The organism is Mesorhizobium sp. BR1-1-4 (genome assembly GCF_020165375.1).
Classification (GTDB): domain Bacteria; phylum Pseudomonadota; class Alphaproteobacteria; order Rhizobiales; family Rhizobiaceae; genus Mesorhizobium; species Mesorhizobium australicum.
Map to the genome: position 1 here is coordinate 21,887 of NZ_JAIUIB010000012.1, position 15,383 is coordinate 37,269.

At 58.4% G+C, this 15,383-nt stretch carries 11 protein-coding genes; 4 read left to right on the plus strand and 7 right to left on the minus strand.

Going from position 1 to position 15,383, the window contains the following annotated elements; translation table 11 throughout:
• Positions 1-163: 163 nt before the first annotated feature.
• Complete coding sequence (locus LB571_RS23940; RefSeq protein ID WP_224588075.1) at positions 164-1,435, plus strand: glycosyltransferase family 4 protein; 1,272 nt, start codon at positions 164-166, stop codon at positions 1,433-1,435.
• A 250-nt stretch (positions 1,436-1,685) separates the two neighbouring features.
• On the plus strand, positions 1,686-3,122 hold the full coding sequence (locus LB571_RS23945) for a DUF4214 domain-containing protein (protein ID WP_411908858.1): 1,437 nt from the start codon (positions 1,686-1,688) through the stop codon (positions 3,120-3,122).
• Between the two features lie 595 nt (positions 3,123-3,717).
• Here the strand turns inward: LB571_RS23945 and LB571_RS23950 are convergent.
• Both LB571_RS23950 and LB571_RS23955 read right to left on the minus strand, forming a co-directional pair.
• The gene (locus LB571_RS23950) at positions 3,718-4,476 is read right to left on the minus strand and encodes a response regulator transcription factor (protein ID WP_140793011.1); all 759 of its coding nucleotides are present in this window, start codon (positions 4,474-4,476) and stop codon (positions 3,718-3,720) included.
• Between the two features lie 611 nt (positions 4,477-5,087).
• Positions 5,088-5,306: a hypothetical protein gene (locus LB571_RS23955; protein ID WP_140793013.1), complete on the minus strand. Its 219-nt coding sequence runs from the start codon at positions 5,304-5,306 to the stop codon at positions 5,088-5,090.
• A 509-nt stretch (positions 5,307-5,815) separates the two neighbouring features.
• On the opposite strand from LB571_RS23955, the gene LB571_RS23960 reads away from it, so the two are divergent.
• On the plus strand, positions 5,816-7,282 hold the full coding sequence (locus tag LB571_RS23960; protein WP_140793015.1) for a hypothetical protein: 1,467 nt from the start codon (positions 5,816-5,818) through the stop codon (positions 7,280-7,282).
• Between the two features lie 111 nt (positions 7,283-7,393).
• Here the strand turns inward: LB571_RS23960 and LB571_RS23965 are convergent, their stop codons facing one another.
• The 3 genes from LB571_RS23965 to LB571_RS23975 all read right to left on the minus strand — a co-directional run bounded on the left by LB571_RS23965 (position 7,394) and on the right by LB571_RS23975 (position 11,144).
• The gene (locus LB571_RS23965) at positions 7,394-8,479 is read right to left on the minus strand and encodes a glycosyltransferase (protein WP_140793017.1); all 1,086 of its coding nucleotides are present in this window, start codon (positions 8,477-8,479) and stop codon (positions 7,394-7,396) included.
• 684 nt (positions 8,480-9,163) lie between these two features.
• Positions 9,164-9,487 (minus strand): DUF982 domain-containing protein, encoded by a 324-nt coding sequence (locus tag LB571_RS23970; protein WP_224588072.1) that lies wholly within the window; start codon positions 9,485-9,487, stop codon positions 9,164-9,166.
• Between the two features lie 1,240 nt (positions 9,488-10,727).
• Positions 10,728-11,144, minus strand: coding sequence for an ArsR/SmtB family transcription factor (locus LB571_RS23975; protein WP_224598533.1), 417 nt, complete (start codon positions 11,142-11,144; stop codon positions 10,728-10,730).
• 977 nt (positions 11,145-12,121) lie between these two features.
• Between LB571_RS23975 and LB571_RS23980 the strand changes: the two genes are divergently transcribed.
• Positions 12,122-12,316: a hypothetical protein gene (locus LB571_RS23980; RefSeq protein ID WP_140793023.1), complete on the plus strand. Its 195-nt coding sequence runs from the start codon at positions 12,122-12,124 to the stop codon at positions 12,314-12,316.
• A 35-nt stretch (positions 12,317-12,351) separates the two neighbouring features.
• Here the strand turns inward: LB571_RS23980 and LB571_RS23985 are convergent, their stop codons facing one another.
• Together LB571_RS23985 and LB571_RS23990 are read right to left on the minus strand one after the other, a co-directional pair.
• Positions 12,352-12,738 (minus strand): response regulator, encoded by a 387-nt coding sequence (locus LB571_RS23985; RefSeq protein WP_224598536.1) that lies wholly within the window; start codon positions 12,736-12,738, stop codon positions 12,352-12,354.
• An 855-nt stretch (positions 12,739-13,593) separates the two neighbouring features.
• On the minus strand, positions 13,594-14,397 hold the full coding sequence (locus LB571_RS23990) for a hypothetical protein (RefSeq protein ID WP_140793026.1): 804 nt from the start codon (positions 14,395-14,397) through the stop codon (positions 13,594-13,596).
• Between the last annotated feature and the right edge of the window lie 986 nt (positions 14,398-15,383).

Genomic DNA, 15,383 nt, shown 5'->3' on the forward strand with positions numbered 1-15,383 from the left:
TTAAACCGCTAGCGCGTGCGGTCACTACGGCCGTTGGGTCATCCAGACGCGCTGAGGGTCATCCAGCCAGGCGAGGGCGAGCGTTGGAACTACCTCAAACGTTTGAGGGCCGCTGCGTTGGCGACGGTGTTAGTCTGGCTGTTGGTCCGGCAAGGTGGAGGAGATGGTGGGCAAATCTGAGTTCAATGCGGCGCCGGCGTTGCAGTCCAGGAACTCGCGCCGGCAGAGCGCCGCCGCGATGGTGGCAAGATCGCTTCCCGACGGCTCGCCGTACCTGATTGGCCATCCTGGCCGGACACCGGCGGACTTCGAGCCGCCCAAGCGGCGGTGGACGATAAACGGCGATTTCACGACGCTTCGACGCAATGGGATAGCGCGTTACGCCCACGAGGTGACGATGGCTCTCGATGCCCTTATTTCCGAAGGGCATCCCTTGGGTCGCGACCTTGAGATCGATCTCGTGGTGCCGCGCCCGCCTGCCGAGGCTCTTCATCTCAAAGCCATCTCGATGCGGATCGTCCCTGAGTTCAACAGGCCTCGACTTCCGCAGTTGTGGGTGCAGGCGCAGTTGCCCTGGCACGTGCCGGGAGGGCTGCTCAGCTTCTGCAACCTCGCGCCCGTCGTGCTGAGACGCCAAATTGCATGCATCCACGACATGCATACGAGAATGATGCCGTCGAGCTACGCGAGAGGGTTCCGTTGGGCACACCGCCTGATCCTTCCAATGCTGGGCAGGCGGGCCGCACGGATCACGACGGTTTCGCAACTCTCCCGCAGTCATTTGGTCGAGTTCGGGATCGCACGCGAGGAAAATATCGTCGTTACCTACAACGGCAGCGATCATGCCAAGAAGTGGGACGCAACAAGATCATCCCTGACCGTCAATCGGGGCAGGCCATATGTCGTTTGCCTAGGCCGGGGGGATCAAGAATACAAGAACATGGGGCTTCTAGCCAAGCTCGCATCGTTTCTAGATGGGATGGGTCTCGACCTCTGGATGCCTGGGGATATCGACGAGACCACGGTCTTGCGGCACGTCCCGGAAATGCCGTCGAACCTAATCCTCCTTGGGCGCGTAAACGATCACGACTTCAAAAAGGCGCTCGAAGGCGCCCTCTGCTTCCTGTTTCCATCACGGATCGAAGGCTTTGGGCTGCCCGCAATCGAGGCGATGGCCTCGGGTTGCCCGGTCATAGCCTCGACTTCGCCCTGTTTGCCTGAAATCTGTGGAGATTCCGCGCTCTATGCGGACCCGGACGACGTACAGTCATGGGCCGAAAACGTTCGCCAGCTAGCGGTTGACCCGGATTTGCGTAAGCGAATGGTTGGCAAGGGCCATACCCGGGCGAGCAGCTATTCTTGGCGATGGATCGCATGGAAGTATCTCGAGCTTATGATCCAGGTCGACGCGGATTTCGGGGAAGTCTACGGGTAGTCGAACGCAAGTGCAGTTACCCCCAACTGATTGCCGCACAAAGCACATATCAATTCGTTTCATCACGGCACGCATCAACGCCCATCCGGGTGTCCTGTCAGGGAAGTGGCAGTCAAATAGTCATGCCGCCTGATGGCTAGGTCATGGCCTCCAAAGGAGGTAATGCGAAGCTTACCACCCCCGTATAGGCAAATTGCTTCAACATCCGGTAGTTCCGACAATCCCGATATTGATTGTCGTACAGGGAGGCATGATCGCTATGTCGTTTCGTTTTGCAGCCGCGGCTGCTTTGTTGCTGACAGCATCCGCGCCCGCATCCGCCGATTTGCTCTGGGGCGTGAACGGCCATCCGGTGGTTTCCTACCCGGATGTTCCGATCGAAAGACAACTCGATTTCGTCAGAGATCTCGGCGTCAAATCATATCGGGTCAACATCACGGCGGCAGATCAAGGAGATACCCTTGCGCGACTCGTAAAGGCCGGCAAAGAAAGAGGGATCGAAATACTGCCCGTGATCACGCCGGGACTAGACCTGGACAAGGACAAGCCGGAAGAGCTTTATGGCGAGGCTCGGCAATTGGCGTTCGCCCTTGGCGCCAGGTTCAAGAACGATATCCGCGTTTGGGAACTCGGCAACGAGATGGAGATATACGCCATCATAAAGCCCTGCGAGAAACGCGATGACGGGTCGCAATATCCATGCGGGTGGGGTCCCGCGGGTGGAAACGGAGTGCTCGACTACTACGGTCCGCGCTGGGTGAAGGTGAGCGCCGTCCTCAAAGGCCTGTCCGAGGGCATGACGGCAGTCGACCCGAGCATAAAAAAGGCGATGGGTACAGCTGGATGGGGCCATACTGGCGCCTTCGCGCGGATGAAGCAGGATGGAATCGCCTGGGACATCTCCGTCTGGCACATGTACGGGGAAGATCCCGAATGGGCTTTCCGCGAGATTTCCTCCTACGGCAAACCGATCTGGGTCACCGAATTCAACAACCCCTACGGAAGTCAGCGCAGCGAGCACCAGCAGGCTGACGGCGTCAAGCAAACAATGACACGGCTTCGCGAACTCCAGGACAAGTACAAAGTCGAAGCAGCGCACATCTACGAGCTGCTGGATGAGACCTACTGGGCTCCAAGCTTCGAAGCCAATATGGGGCTGGTCAGACTTGCCGCAAACAAAGGCAAATGGATAGCAGGTGAACCCAAACCTGCCTATATGGCTGTTCGCGACATCACCCGTGGCCCGCAGCCCCTGCCCAAACCACGCCGGGATTGCGATGCGGGTGCCAAGTTTGCCGACGGGTTCACCTATGTGCGTCAGGTAAATTTTGCCTATTGCCTCGTACTTGGCCATAACGGCGACGCTGCGGAGTTGGATCGCTGGTCGGCAACGCTCGAGAGCGGAGGCGCCCGGCTCACCAACGTGATCATGGAAATGATTCGCTCCGAAGAATTCGAGGCTAAGTATGCCACGATTGGGCTTACCGACCGCGCCTATGTCGCGTTTCTTTACCTGCTCTTGTTGGAACGCCCCGCGGACAGCTACGGTATGGAAACCTATACCCGCCAGTTGCGCTTAGGATCAATGACGCGCGATGCCATTGCCTTTGGCATCGTCAGCTCGAGCGAATTCAAATCCCGACATTCTGCCATGCGCGACGCCTCGGATGTGCCCGCGCCCGACTAAGCAGGGCAAAGACGCCGGGTATGGCGGTGGCATTGCAAGTCCATTGCTCCGGCCGCGGCACAAGACTTGAGGCCGCCGCCGGCAGGTCTGTCTGATTTCACGGTTGACCGGAATCTGTACAAGCATGGTTGTTTCGCGCCATACCATGGGCCCTGAAGGACGAGATCATCAGGCAGATGCATCACCAGCCGGCCGGGGCGCGAATTTGCCAATTCCTTTCGCGACAGTGGCCGCGCCCCATCGGAGTTGCCGAGATGAACGCCGTTCCTTTTTGCCAGGGTCGCAGCACGCGCATTCGCGACGTTGGAACCGCCGTTGCAGCGCTGCCCCCCACTGCTCTTAAGACGGCCGGAGAGACCACGATTGATGAAACCTGGCGCGAGAACCGACACTGTCCTTTGCCCGCGTCGGTGTGAGAGCACCTGCAGTTGGTGCATGATCCTGCAAACGGAATAGATTTGCGAAAACAACCGCGGTGCTTAAGCCGATATTGCGTTTTGGCTCAGACGAGACGCCATTCGAACAATGGCGGAGCGATTTTAACAAAAATACGGCCCCCCGGGGCTAATCCCCGACGGGCCGCCTGAAACCACTATCATTCTTGCGCGAGAGCGCCTTCGCCGAAAAGATCGTTCACCTTGTAGGCGACCTCTGTCCTGTTGGTTGCCTTCAGTTTTTTCATGATGTTTCGGATGTGCACCTTCACAGTGCTTTCGCGCAAGTTCAGTTCGTAGGCTATGATCTTGTTCGCCTTACCTCGCCGAAGCGCCTGAGCCACTTCAGCTTGCCGGTGCGTGAACATAGCCGTCAACGGACGCGTCTCGCGGCTGCCTGAATCGATCAGATGCCGCATCGACAGCACGCTGCTGGCCGGCACGAAGATGCCACCCGCCGCCGCAAGGTTGACGGCTTCGACGCAGACGTCAATACCAACAGAAGTCGGGATGTATCCGCGTGCGCCGCATTCAAGTGCTGTTAGTATTTGCCCGAGATCTTCTGTATCAGATAAGATTATGACTGGAACAGAGCTGAATTCAGAAGAGATGGCTCTGATCTCATCTGCAATCCCACGGTCAGTAAATTTGCGTCCGCCAAGATTAAATAGAATGGCAGCTAGAGGAGGATAAGCCCCCTTCTTTATACGCCATTCTTCGATCAATCCCATGGCGGCAACGGCCATTCCCAGGTCATGATCCTCGAGGGCCGATGCGAGACATTCGCGGTCCAACGCCCTTCCGTCCAGAATAAGGAGGCATTCTCTATCTGCTTGTTCGCTGCCCCTTCTAATGCTGCTCGACGGAGTTTCTGGTTGACTTGCGGAGTCGAAATTATGCAGTCCGTTTGCAGAAATCATACTAGTACCCCAACCCTTGATCAAACACGACGACCTTCTGGCGGCCGACATAACCCCCTCAAATTCCCGGATTTTCTTGAAGTTTTCTGCCCGTCCCGTGAAGGCCTAGCTGGACTTCTTCAGCTTAGAGCGCTCCTCGTTTCCCAAACGCCACCTAGGATTGAATAGTTTATGCTTTACAAGTGGGTGCTAATCTAAGTTAATTTTCCGATAATTTTTTTATTCAAGCCGAGCGAATGTCGCCAGTTGCGCGGGCAACAGGGCTGGCCGATAAGCTCAGTTCATGAACCAAGCATGCAAATAGTCCGAGATTGACTAAGCCGTCATGCTCATTCAATAGGCGGAAGCTGGGCAGGCAGTACTCTGTGGCGTCTTGCCACAAAAGGCTTCGTTGACGAAATGCGTTGCCCAGGACGAACATCGATTTGCCAGCGTCTGCCCGGGCCTTCGCGGTCTGTCTGCGGACACGCGAGACAAGATAGGGGAGCCGCCCGCCCGCCCCGATGGCTCCTCTATCGCTTTGCGGGAGCAGCGCCAGGACGGCGTAGTAGAAATCCGCCTGCCGGCATTGGCTGACAGGCTGATAATGCTCCTGGAATTGACGCTGGACCTCAGGCGTTTCCCTGGGGATCCGTCTCACTCAGCCACCGCCTACCCTTTTCATCGCTGCGGGTCACGGTTTCGAAGGCATCGATCAACTTCTTGGCGGCCTTGTTGGCAAGGTGGGATTCAGGATAATGGGCGCTCACAGCGCGCGCCCGTTCGTAAATTTCCCTCAATTGCATCATCTGCTTAGGGCCAAATGCGCCATGGACAACCTGGGTGGTCATACCGCTTATCCTCCTCAACATGGACCTCTGGAGAACCCACCCCGTTTGCCAAGAGCTCCCGATAGTGTCCCATTAACACGACGTCTCTCGATTGTAAGCAGAGACGTGCCCGCAGTTCTGTGTATAAGTGTGACATTCGCCGCCGTCGAGGCGTTCTTTAGTGTGCGTTTGCCAATTAGCCGTTTGCAGGAAGGGGTAGGCGGGAATCCGCAAGGGCGGCGTCTCGAAAATTCCGGAGGTGTCGGCCCTACGCCGCACGTGCTTCTCTTGCTCAAGCAAATCGCTCCATGCTTGCCATCCATTTCTGGCAGCCCGTTTTACCAGGCTCACCGACAAGCATAACGCCGCGGTGGGGTCTGCCGCTGCTCGGTGCTAGGGCCTCCCGCGGGACACGGGACTACGCCGTTTGGCTCTCTTGCCCAAGCTATGTGCCTGTCGAAAGATGCATCACCGGATAGCGTCTTTCGTCAACGTTACCATGACCAACTGAGAGCGGGGCTCGATCAGCAATGCAGGTTTCTTTACCGGGTCTGCTGGTGTGCGCGGCTATTCTGATCATTGCATACTATTCCCGGGGACTGCTGATCGTTGGGCTGATTGCTTCCCAGGCATTCGGCGCCACGGCCCTCATGACCCTGACTGTTTTGGGTGGGTCATCTCCGCTCATCTACACCGTGTTCGAGGCTCTACTCGTCGCTGCCGTCGCTGCCAGACGACGTATATGGCTTGACTTGGGAAGCGTGTTTGGGAGCATCCGCCCGGTCTGGATCCTTGCGAGCCTCATGGTGTACGCAATCATTGGGGCGTGGCTGTTTCCAAGGTTCTTCGCCGGCCAAACGGCCGTCTTTGTCCAGTCGAAAATCCGCGGCACCGTCGTGGAAGCGTCGCTGGCTCCGGTTTCAGGCAACATCTCTCAGACGGGCTATTTCATTCTCGGTGGGCTCACGACCATTGCGCTTTGCACCCTGTTGCTGCACGCCGACAGGATAGACCAGCTACGCCGTGGCTTCTTCTTGTGGTGCGCCCTGCACGCTGGCATGGGGCTGATTGATTTCGTCAGCAAGAATGCCGGTGTGGGCGACGTGCTCGCCCCGGTCAGAACCGCCAACTATGCGATCATCAGCGACGCGTACGAGGCCGGTTTCGCGCGCATCACGGGACCTTTTTCCGAGGCTTCTTCGTTTGCCGGCGCTTCACTGGTCTGCCTGGCTTTCTCTTACACATATTGGAGAATGACCGGATCGCGCCTTGCCCAGTGGCTGTCGGCCATCCTGATTTTCCTGACCATCCTTTCGACGTCCTCGACCGCCTACGTTGGCCTGACTTTACTGTGTATTCCGGTCGCCCTCTCAATGCTGGCATCAGTTCTCCGGGGAAGAGTCGAACGGGAGGAGATATTGATCACGGTGCTGATGGTGCTCGGCGTGGCCGTTGTTATGGGCGTCAGCCTCTACCGGGCCGACGCGCTGGACCCCTTCGTCAGGCTCATCAACAGCACCATCGTCAACAAAGCCGATTCCGCCTCGGGGCATGAGCGCACCTATTGGAACCTCAAGAGCCTGCAGTCCTTCGTCGACACCAGTGGCCTTGGCGTCGGCTTCGGCAGCTCCAGGGCATCGAGCTGGCCGATCGCGGTTCTCTCCCAGCTTGGTTTGTTTGGGTCTCTGATGCTGGCAATGCTGCTCGGTGTCCTGATCAGGGGCTTGGGCGGGGTCCAACAGTGGGTGGCGCCTGAAACGGCTGCAGTTGCAATGAGCATCAGGAACGCCGCCTTCGCGGGCATAATCGCTAACTCGGTGTCTGGTGGCAGCGCCGACCCCGGCGCCGTGTTCTTCATCGCAATCGCCGTCGTCTCTGCCACCAGGGTCAGCGCCTTGCGCATGGCTGCAGATTTTGAAAGGCGCAATCCCTATCGGGCGGCACAGCCCACGCCTGCTGTCGATGCCGCTACCCCTTTTGGCGCCGAGACGGGCTGAAAATGAAGGCGTGCGCTGGCAGCGGGCAAGGCCATTTTGATCTCGCGCGGCCCAGCCCCTTTTTGACCGCCGCCTATGGGCGAGGCGGCAATCCAACGCCCTGGACCCATTCTATGCTCCCAGCAGGAGACTTCTCCAGCCCTGCAGGAAGCTTCGTTTCGAGGCGCGGGAAGCAACGTCGCGCAGCTCGAGGCTGGTCTGCGCCTTTTCGTGAGAACTCCGTAAAAACGCGCGCCGCATCGCCTGTCCGATTGCTGCCGTGTCTTTCGGCGACACTTGTGCGCAGACGCCTTCCACGGCTTCCACCAAGGCGCTGTCTTCGGAGACGATGGGGAGAAGGCCCATATGGGCAGCCTCCAAGGCTGGCATGCCGAACCCTTCCAGGAGGCTCGGCAGGACGAATGCCTCAGCGTGCGCGTAGAGCCAGCGCAACTGGCTGTCCGGCACATATCCCGGCATCACAACCCCCGGTATCGAGTTCGCAAGATCAATGATCTTATCGCGGCCCTCGCCTCGCGGACCGCAAAGCACGTATTTGATACCTTGCTCATAGAACCCGGCGTCCCGATATGCCTCAAGCGCGGCCTTCTGGTTCTTGCGTATCTCAAAGGCGCCAACCGTCAGGAAGAAGGGGCTGTCGATACCAGGAAGGGCTTCCAGGGCTCCGGTAAATAGACCCGTACGCACGTACAGCGGAATCGTGGTGAGGAAGCGGAAGTGCAGCCCGAAGATCGAAACGAATTTATCCTTCGACCAATCGCTGACGAAAACGACCCCGGGTCTGCACCTGCGGATTTTTTCATAAGCGACACGGTAGTTCTCGACGGTTACAGCGTCATAGAGAAAACTATGGCTCAAAGGGCCGACGTCATGGCAGAGCACGATATCTTTTTCGGCCAGCTCCGATCTCAGCACAAAGAGCGGATCGAGAAAGACGCGCGTGTTCCGGTCGGCGGCTTTGCTGCCGATCAAGCAGCGTGGGCTGTCCTTGAGCCAGTTGATTTCCAGCATCATCAGCCGCGCCGCGATCTTGCGGGCCAGGCCTTCGGGAGCGAGCGCACCAAGCCGCCAATACCGAACCTGCGCGTGTTCGGGAACGAACTCCTGACAAAGGTCCTTGGCGATGTGCCAAGCGCCAGTCCGGTTCAATATCGATAGCGAGTTTTCAAAAAGTGGACGGCCGACAGCTGCAGCCACGGACTCTGCACAAGCCGATGCAAATCTTCCCTCCGCCCTCCGTGGAGCTTGCCGCTTCTCAATTTCCAACAACCGTTCACCTAATGTCGAACCGTCGGCGGCTTTGATCCGATGCGCAGCATCGGAAAAATCGTCGCAAGTTTCAGTTGATTGTCAAAAGCGTATCGGGGGGCAGGTTTTTGTCAACAAAATCACTGGGGAGGAGGCTCCTCTAAAAGAGCAGGTTCGGTCTAACCTTATTGGCTGATAGTTGCGCCACTGAGATTGACCATCCACCTGCAGATTTCGCGCCTCCTTGCGCTCGCTATGTCGGCCGACTGGCATGGCGCAGGTCGACTGCGGGTCAGGGCAGCCGGCGCTCTACCACCTCTGCCATGCCCGCCGCGAGTTCTGCAGCCAGTCATCGATAATTGGTGCAAGAGCGTCATCGTCAGGCCATTGCAAGGGCAGCGAGTGGACACGTATTCAGTCCACCCGGTCGAAGGATGCCAGCCTCATTCGGACTGGCGGGCCGCAGCAGGGGAGGGCGGATATGCCGCCTTTCATTCAGTTCCAGATCAGCGGGCGAGCGAGCGGAGCGAAAGTGGGGTCGTCCTCAGCTAAAACACCCAGGGCCTGGAGGAAGGAGCCTAACCCTTTCAGGCTCCTCCGGGAGCCTGCCGGGATTGTCCCCTCGCGGTCGATCTAATTATTAGCAAAAGATTCAGAACGCCCGTCGTAAGCTGTCATCCAATCATCCGCCGCGCGTGCGACCGCAAGTTCAGTTGGATCCGGCGCTTGAATTCCGTGGGCTTGAGCATAGGCCTCAAAGGTCGCGCACGCTGCCTCAATGTCTCTTTTGTCGGCAAGCGCGGACCGGCAAAGGGCGGCTGCCGCCTCATAGATGGGGCTGCGTCTGCCGGTCCACTCATCGAGGACCTGAACGGCTTCTTGAACGGACGTCACAGGATGGGGAAAGCCAAGCCCCACGAACACGTGAACTGGATGACTGAAGCGGTGCACCGACATTGTAGGAGGCTCCGTTGGGATGGGCTGTGGCCCGACTGCCGGGGATGATTTTTGGACTTATTTGGCAGCCGGGCCGGGGCCATCACTGGCGTGCTTATCTTCGCCGACTATCAGCAACAACACAACTAAACCTTAAGGATAGCCCTTCCGAACGTGGGCCATTGCCTCGATAACGAAGGTGCAGTTCGCGAAGTAAAGTCAAAGGCATTCGCGGTTTTCCTTTCGCGGGTTACGCAGTAGGACTTAAGTCTCATGTCCTAGGTTCCTAAGGTCTAAGCTGGCCGCTTTGGTTCCGCGAACGTCTATGGAATGTTCCTTCGTCGAGTAATCTCGATTAGTGCTCCAGGTAATACGCCGGCAACTCACGGCGGTCCAAGAGGGAGGTCGACTGTTCAGGTTCGGCGGAGCGATACGGGCAGCATTCTCATCTTGGTCAATCAAAACCAGATAACATCGGCGACCCGTTAAGCTCAGCACGCCCTTAAGGCACGGTGGCAGCAATCTACCGCCGAGCGCGGGAACGCCCGCTATTGCGCGGCTCCTTCGGCACTCCGTTAAATTAGTCTCGAGGTGGCAGCCAGGCGAGATAATTTCAGCCAGATTATCGCACGCGAGACCGTCAGCACGGCAAAGCGCGCCGGTCTTACCCGACTCCTGTCTCACTTCATGATCCTGCCGCGACCTTTGCCCGGTCCTGGCTCCGCCCGCGATTGAAGTAGTGCTCATTTCCTCCGGGTAGCAGCGTCGCGATAACGCGCCACTCGAAGTCGATGGAATCCTATCAGCTCACGGCGATGCTGAACCAGGCTTCCAGCCCGGGCAAGACCGCCAGCCTGTGACTGAGCCTGCCTTGCCGTTGTGAGCGTCGCGGCCACATACTCACTGCGATTCAGTTTGCTCGAGCGAGGAAGGCAATGCGGACCTCACTCTACGACCTGAGCGAGCCTACCTTCCTGCAAGCCGTGAGACCCATCCGAAGCGTTCTCGGCCGTGCCGTCACCTCTTTTCAACACCGGTGTCGATCCCAATCGGTTCGTGCAAACCCGCCTTTTCGATGAGATGGCGCCATTTCATGTTCAGATCGAAGCGGCGTGGCATCATTCCGTGTTGGGAGGTTGAGGCTCTCAGGACTGGCGCGTTCAGAAACGGCCCTGGAGGCCGTCGCCCCGGAGAGATTGACGGCTGCGCGGGCAAGCACCTAGACCTGACATACAAGGCGGCGCGGCTTGGTGCCCACCGATTAGCCGGGGCGCCAAGAAGATGACCCCTTTCCCAATCTCTTTCGCAGCGGAAGCTTGTCGCTTTCGGCGATGTCGCTAAGAAAGCCAATCACCATCTTCGCCTGTTCGGACGTACAGGAATAGAAGCGCCGTTTACCTTCGGTACGCGATCGGACGATTCCGAATTTGGCCATGCCGCTCAAATGCTGTGAAAGGGCGGTCTGGGTCCCGCCCACCAGAGAAACTAGGTCCGACACGGATTTCTCACCATCCATCAGATGAACGACGATCAGCAATCGCTTGCTGAAGCCCAGGGCTGCGAATAGCCGAGAGGCAACGGACATCTGCCGTCGCGAAGGTTTTCCCTTAGAGGGGCGGGTGCGAAGGGCGGGATCCGCTTTGACTTCCGCAAGGCGTTGCCGAACATAGGAGACCAAGGGACGAGCTCCAACAAAGGACCCGATTTGCCTTGGTCATCGAACATTTGTCAACGGTGCAGAAAGCCCGCCTGGACGGCGAGCTTTCCGAGCTGCCGGAGGCCAGGAGAGTGCGGCCAAAGCCTCACGGCCGGCGTCTCGGTGCGACGGCGGCATTTCCATACGACCGCATGACGGTAGAGCGGTTTAGAAAGACCTTTCCTCGCGCCCGCTGGAACGACGATCTGAAGGCGTGGTTCGTCCCAGGCAAAACTGCGGCGCGGCGTCGATCGATGGCTCGAACGAGAGCGTTCTCAGACGGAAACCCATGGCGATCTCAAATGCCGGGACGCCTTTGCCTTTGATCCCCCCTTTCCAAGTATCTTCGTCGGCTTGATGACCATTTGGAAGTGGTGACGCCCTATCCACGCGTCGTCGTTGATGAGATGCGCGAGGTGCCATTTGCCTCCTGGAATGCCGATCGCCGTGTATGGACGGTCCCCTACCGGTCCTATGAAGCCCTGCGCCGGCGCTGGAGCCGGATCGAGGAGGCGGCTAGGCGTGATTGTTGAGTCCCCGTTCGATCTGTCGTGCTGAGGCGAAAATGTCATCAAAGCTGGGCGATGCGTATTTCCGCGCCCGTCTGCTCACGTGCGGACGCTACCCGTGGCCTTTCGTTCTAGCAAGGGCACCGCAAACACCGAAGACAATGAACCCCACCCGCTGCCGCAAGGTGGCGGGCTTTTTGCTATGCTCTGGAACAGCCCGATCCAATGCAAGTTGGGGCCAACGCAGCGCACTCCCCACGTTCCTTCGCGCTGCTGCCCAAGGGAAAACTTGGTCGGCCCGCGCTTTTCTGCCGAGGGGCGCGGGCCAAACCCCGCAGCCCGCTGACATTCGGACTTGCGCTTGCGAGTCCCTGCGATAGGCCGTATCCATTTGCGGCGAGGGGTATCTGAGGACCTGGTAGTGCTCCCGCTTGGGACGGGGGGACTGCAATGGGGGATTTGCGCTCAAGGGCTGAAGTCTCGACGTTCGATTGCAACATTATGCGCGATGCCTTCCGCGTCATGGTGCGTGAGGAACATATCCCTGAAGGCGAGTGGCAGGAATTCGCTGCTCAGCTATTTCGTGATTATACCGGCTACGAAGAGATCGAACCGCGCTTGCTGGAATGGATCACGCGCAAGTAGGGCGTTATCCACCGCTGGTACCAGTGAAATTGCATTTAAATTGGCGCGCCAGGATCGCGTGGTAGCTGCTGGTTTAGGAGCGTGGCTAGTGCCGTTGTGATCTGCGCGACGGCAAATGGCTTTGAAATCATGATGCTGTTTGGAACGCCCCGTTTAGCCCAATGCAAGGCACTGTCACCGCTGACGTAGATAACTGGCATGGCTGGTGCGGCCTGGCGCAAATATTTGGCGAGTTCCCATCCACATTTCCCGGCCCCCAAACGAATGTCGGTGACTAGGGCACGAATATTCGATGGGTCTGTGTCAAACACCTCGATCGCAATTTCTGCGCTTTTCGCGCGCACGACCTCGAACCCAGCGTCTTCTAACCCCGATTCGATTTCCATTAGAATTAACGGGTGATCTTCTACGACCAAAATCACGACTGTTACACCGGCCCCCTCAATGGACGGCATCTTGCGATGTAAGAGAAAATTAGTCCATGCTAATAGCCTTCCCTTTGAGGTTGGCTATCCACCCCCATAGGGCGTATGGTGACATCGTCGCCCGCGAGATTTGCCGGCATCGGACGTTTGGAAGTGAACATCATGCTTTCGCCCTAGCAGGGAGATGGAAGCATGGATCCCGTCAAAGATTATCTTCGTGACATCGTTTGCCACTATGGACCGCCTTGTCCATTCAGGACCGGATATTGGAGCGAATCAGGAAGCGGGCGGCCGACAGGGCAAGAGGAGCAGCTGCTTGAAAGTTTACTCGAAAACCTGAAATCGGCGCAGGATGCCCTCCGGCGGCAGGAGGATAAGTGGAACCTATCAATCAGCATTCTCGTTACCTCCGGCCGCCGCTGCGCAGCAGCCGCAAGACCGCCCATCAAATGTTGAGTGTGTTACGAGCGCGCCGTATAGGTCGATGCGGATTCGGGCTCGCCCCGCTCACTGATAACCGCACGCGCAGCCTCGGCAACATCCTCCTTTTTGGAATTGCGAATCGCCTTGCGCTTAACCTGTGATAGTGCCTGTTTGTTCTGTTCAGAAGATGCCACAGAAGTCACAGGCTCCCCGGAGGCAAAGGCGTTCCACTGATCGATGCGGCGCAACAGACTGATTGAAGCTTGATGGCGAGGGGTGATCTGGCTGATCCAATGAGACTTCCTGTGTCAACCTTTAGGGATATGCAGGCGTGCGGCGGGGTGTTTGTTGGGGTCGCCGGAGGGCGGCAGCAGGCGGCTGGCTTACCTGCAACCAGACGCATAATTGTCTAGGCGGACGGAGAATGTCCTAACTCGTACGAGCCAGCATCGCCTGCAAAGCGCGCCGCATGCTCACGCTGGATATGCTGAAAAATCCCCCGTAGGGCTGACTAAGGTCTGCGATAACGAACATAACGCTGCTGAGTGAGATCGCGCTTAGAAGCATGAGGGTCCATGTCAGTTTCGTTCGTGGAGCGATGAGACCGTGGCAGGCGAAAATAATCATGAGCCACACGATCAGAATTCCGTAGAAGGGTTGCAGCAATTCACTGCGTGCCGCCTCGATCACGCCGAGACGGGCCGTAGAGACGCTATCATATCGCGCACGGCACATCGCTGCGATCGCCGTTTGTTGCGGACCGGCCGGCAAGAGTTCGTTCACCTCGAGACCGATCTTGTTCATCAGCTCTTCAAGTTCCGGTGTGGCGCCCACAACAGGCATACGCGACGTGTCAGGGTAGGAAACACCGGTGGGCCGAGCTTCATTAGGCCAAGTGCTCGCAATAACGGCAGCGGTGTAACCTGCTAGGTCGACGCGAATGCGGGCGGCGTCAGTTCCGTAGTCATGTAGGCACGCATCCATGAGGTCAAGCTGCAGGGCATATTGCTGCCGGTCCAGAGCCGAATTGTCGTAGGCCTGCTTCACCGACGCGGTGAGAAGACCGAGAACAACTGCGGCAAAGGTTGCAAGCAAACCAACGGTCAACTGCATCAGCAGCGTGGCTTCGGGGGTCTGGTGCTGCGCGGGAAGCCAGCCCCGAATAAGTACGCCCAAGCCTGCGCCAATGCATAGCAGCAGAAAGACCACTATTGCTGACAAGACCTCGACCAAGTGCCGCCCTCCTTCGACTGTCCAATCCTGCCCGCGACCGCCGCGCCTTCGTGTTTGCCGTGCGTACCTTTCATTCTGCCACAGGACCTGAAGGTGAAATAGCCGGCCCAGGATCCTGCGTACGTGAGGGCGAAGTCGTCGAGCACATGACATGTCGAGCCGCCATCTCGCGCCGGACCTGGTTTCGGCATTGTCGCGAGGACTGGAACCAGCGGGCATTCGCCTGGAATGGAAAGCCGCGCCGGTCAGCCCCGCCGGGCTAATAATCACCTTAGACTTCCCGCACCTCGCGCTGATCGCGCTCAGAGTTTCAGGCTCGTGCGAATGACGGTGACCGCACCGATGCGGCCGATATCTTGCCAGTTCGTGGTCGTCGATGTGTTTCGACGATGTCGGCTGCGAGTTGGGAGGTCAGGCCGCCGACGAGCCAGCGCGAATGCCGCATCCAGATGGCGCGCGCCGTGCTGGTTCTCGGGGCGGGTTCCTGCCTGGAACACGGAGCCGGCGAATTCTGCATGGTGCCTGCGGCGATGAGCCGATGATCGGAACGAACAGCTCCGTCAATTCCTGGAGCCACTCAGCAATCATCGCTGAGCTCTGCCCGGCCGGACGATGCACCGGAAGCCGAGATGGGAGATCGAAGTGTCCACCGGCTGAGCCATCCGCGCGGCCGGACGGTCGCGCCGGCGCGCGCACATGCGAGCCGCCCCTGGTGATGTTGCGCGGGATTTCACATTCGGCTGGCGGGGATCATAGCTCGCTTCGCGCGCGGCACCGCGCGGGTTTTCGGCCGAGCAGCACGGGGTCAGGCGCCAGGAAGAAAACTGCCTACGCTCACGGAGATGAAGGACGGGAACCGGACCTTTGGTGACGTTGCTCGGACGAGGACCAAATGAGTACTCGCGTCAATCTCGAGACAGGAGCTGAGCGTCTGGAAAACACCCGCCGGCCACGGCGACCGCCAGAAGCCTTGCGGATGACAGAGA

What these genes read in the sequence shown, in the direction of transcription:
- LB571_RS23940 (WP_224588075.1), top strand. Translation starts at nt 164, where the DNA reads ATGGTGGGCAAATCTGAGTTCAATGCGGCGCCGGCGTTGCAGTCCAGG.
- LB571_RS23945 (WP_411908858.1), top strand. Translation starts at nt 1,686, where the DNA reads ATGATCGCTATGTCGTTTCGTTTTGCAGCCGCGGCTGCTTTGTTGCTG.
- LB571_RS23950 (WP_140793011.1), bottom strand. Translation starts at nt 4,476, where the DNA reads ATGATTTCTGCAAACGGACTGCATAATTTCGACTCCGCAAGTCAACCA.
- LB571_RS23955 (WP_140793013.1), bottom strand. Translation starts at nt 5,306, where the DNA reads ATGACCACCCAGGTTGTCCATGGCGCATTTGGCCCTAAGCAGATGATG.
- LB571_RS23960 (WP_140793015.1), top strand. Translation starts at nt 5,816, where the DNA reads ATGCAGGTTTCTTTACCGGGTCTGCTGGTGTGCGCGGCTATTCTGATC.
- LB571_RS23970 (WP_224588072.1), bottom strand. Translation starts at nt 9,487, where the DNA reads ATGTCGGTGCACCGCTTCAGTCATCCAGTTCACGTGTTCGTGGGGCTT.
- LB571_RS23980 (WP_140793023.1), top strand. Translation starts at nt 12,122, where the DNA reads ATGGGGGATTTGCGCTCAAGGGCTGAAGTCTCGACGTTCGATTGCAAC.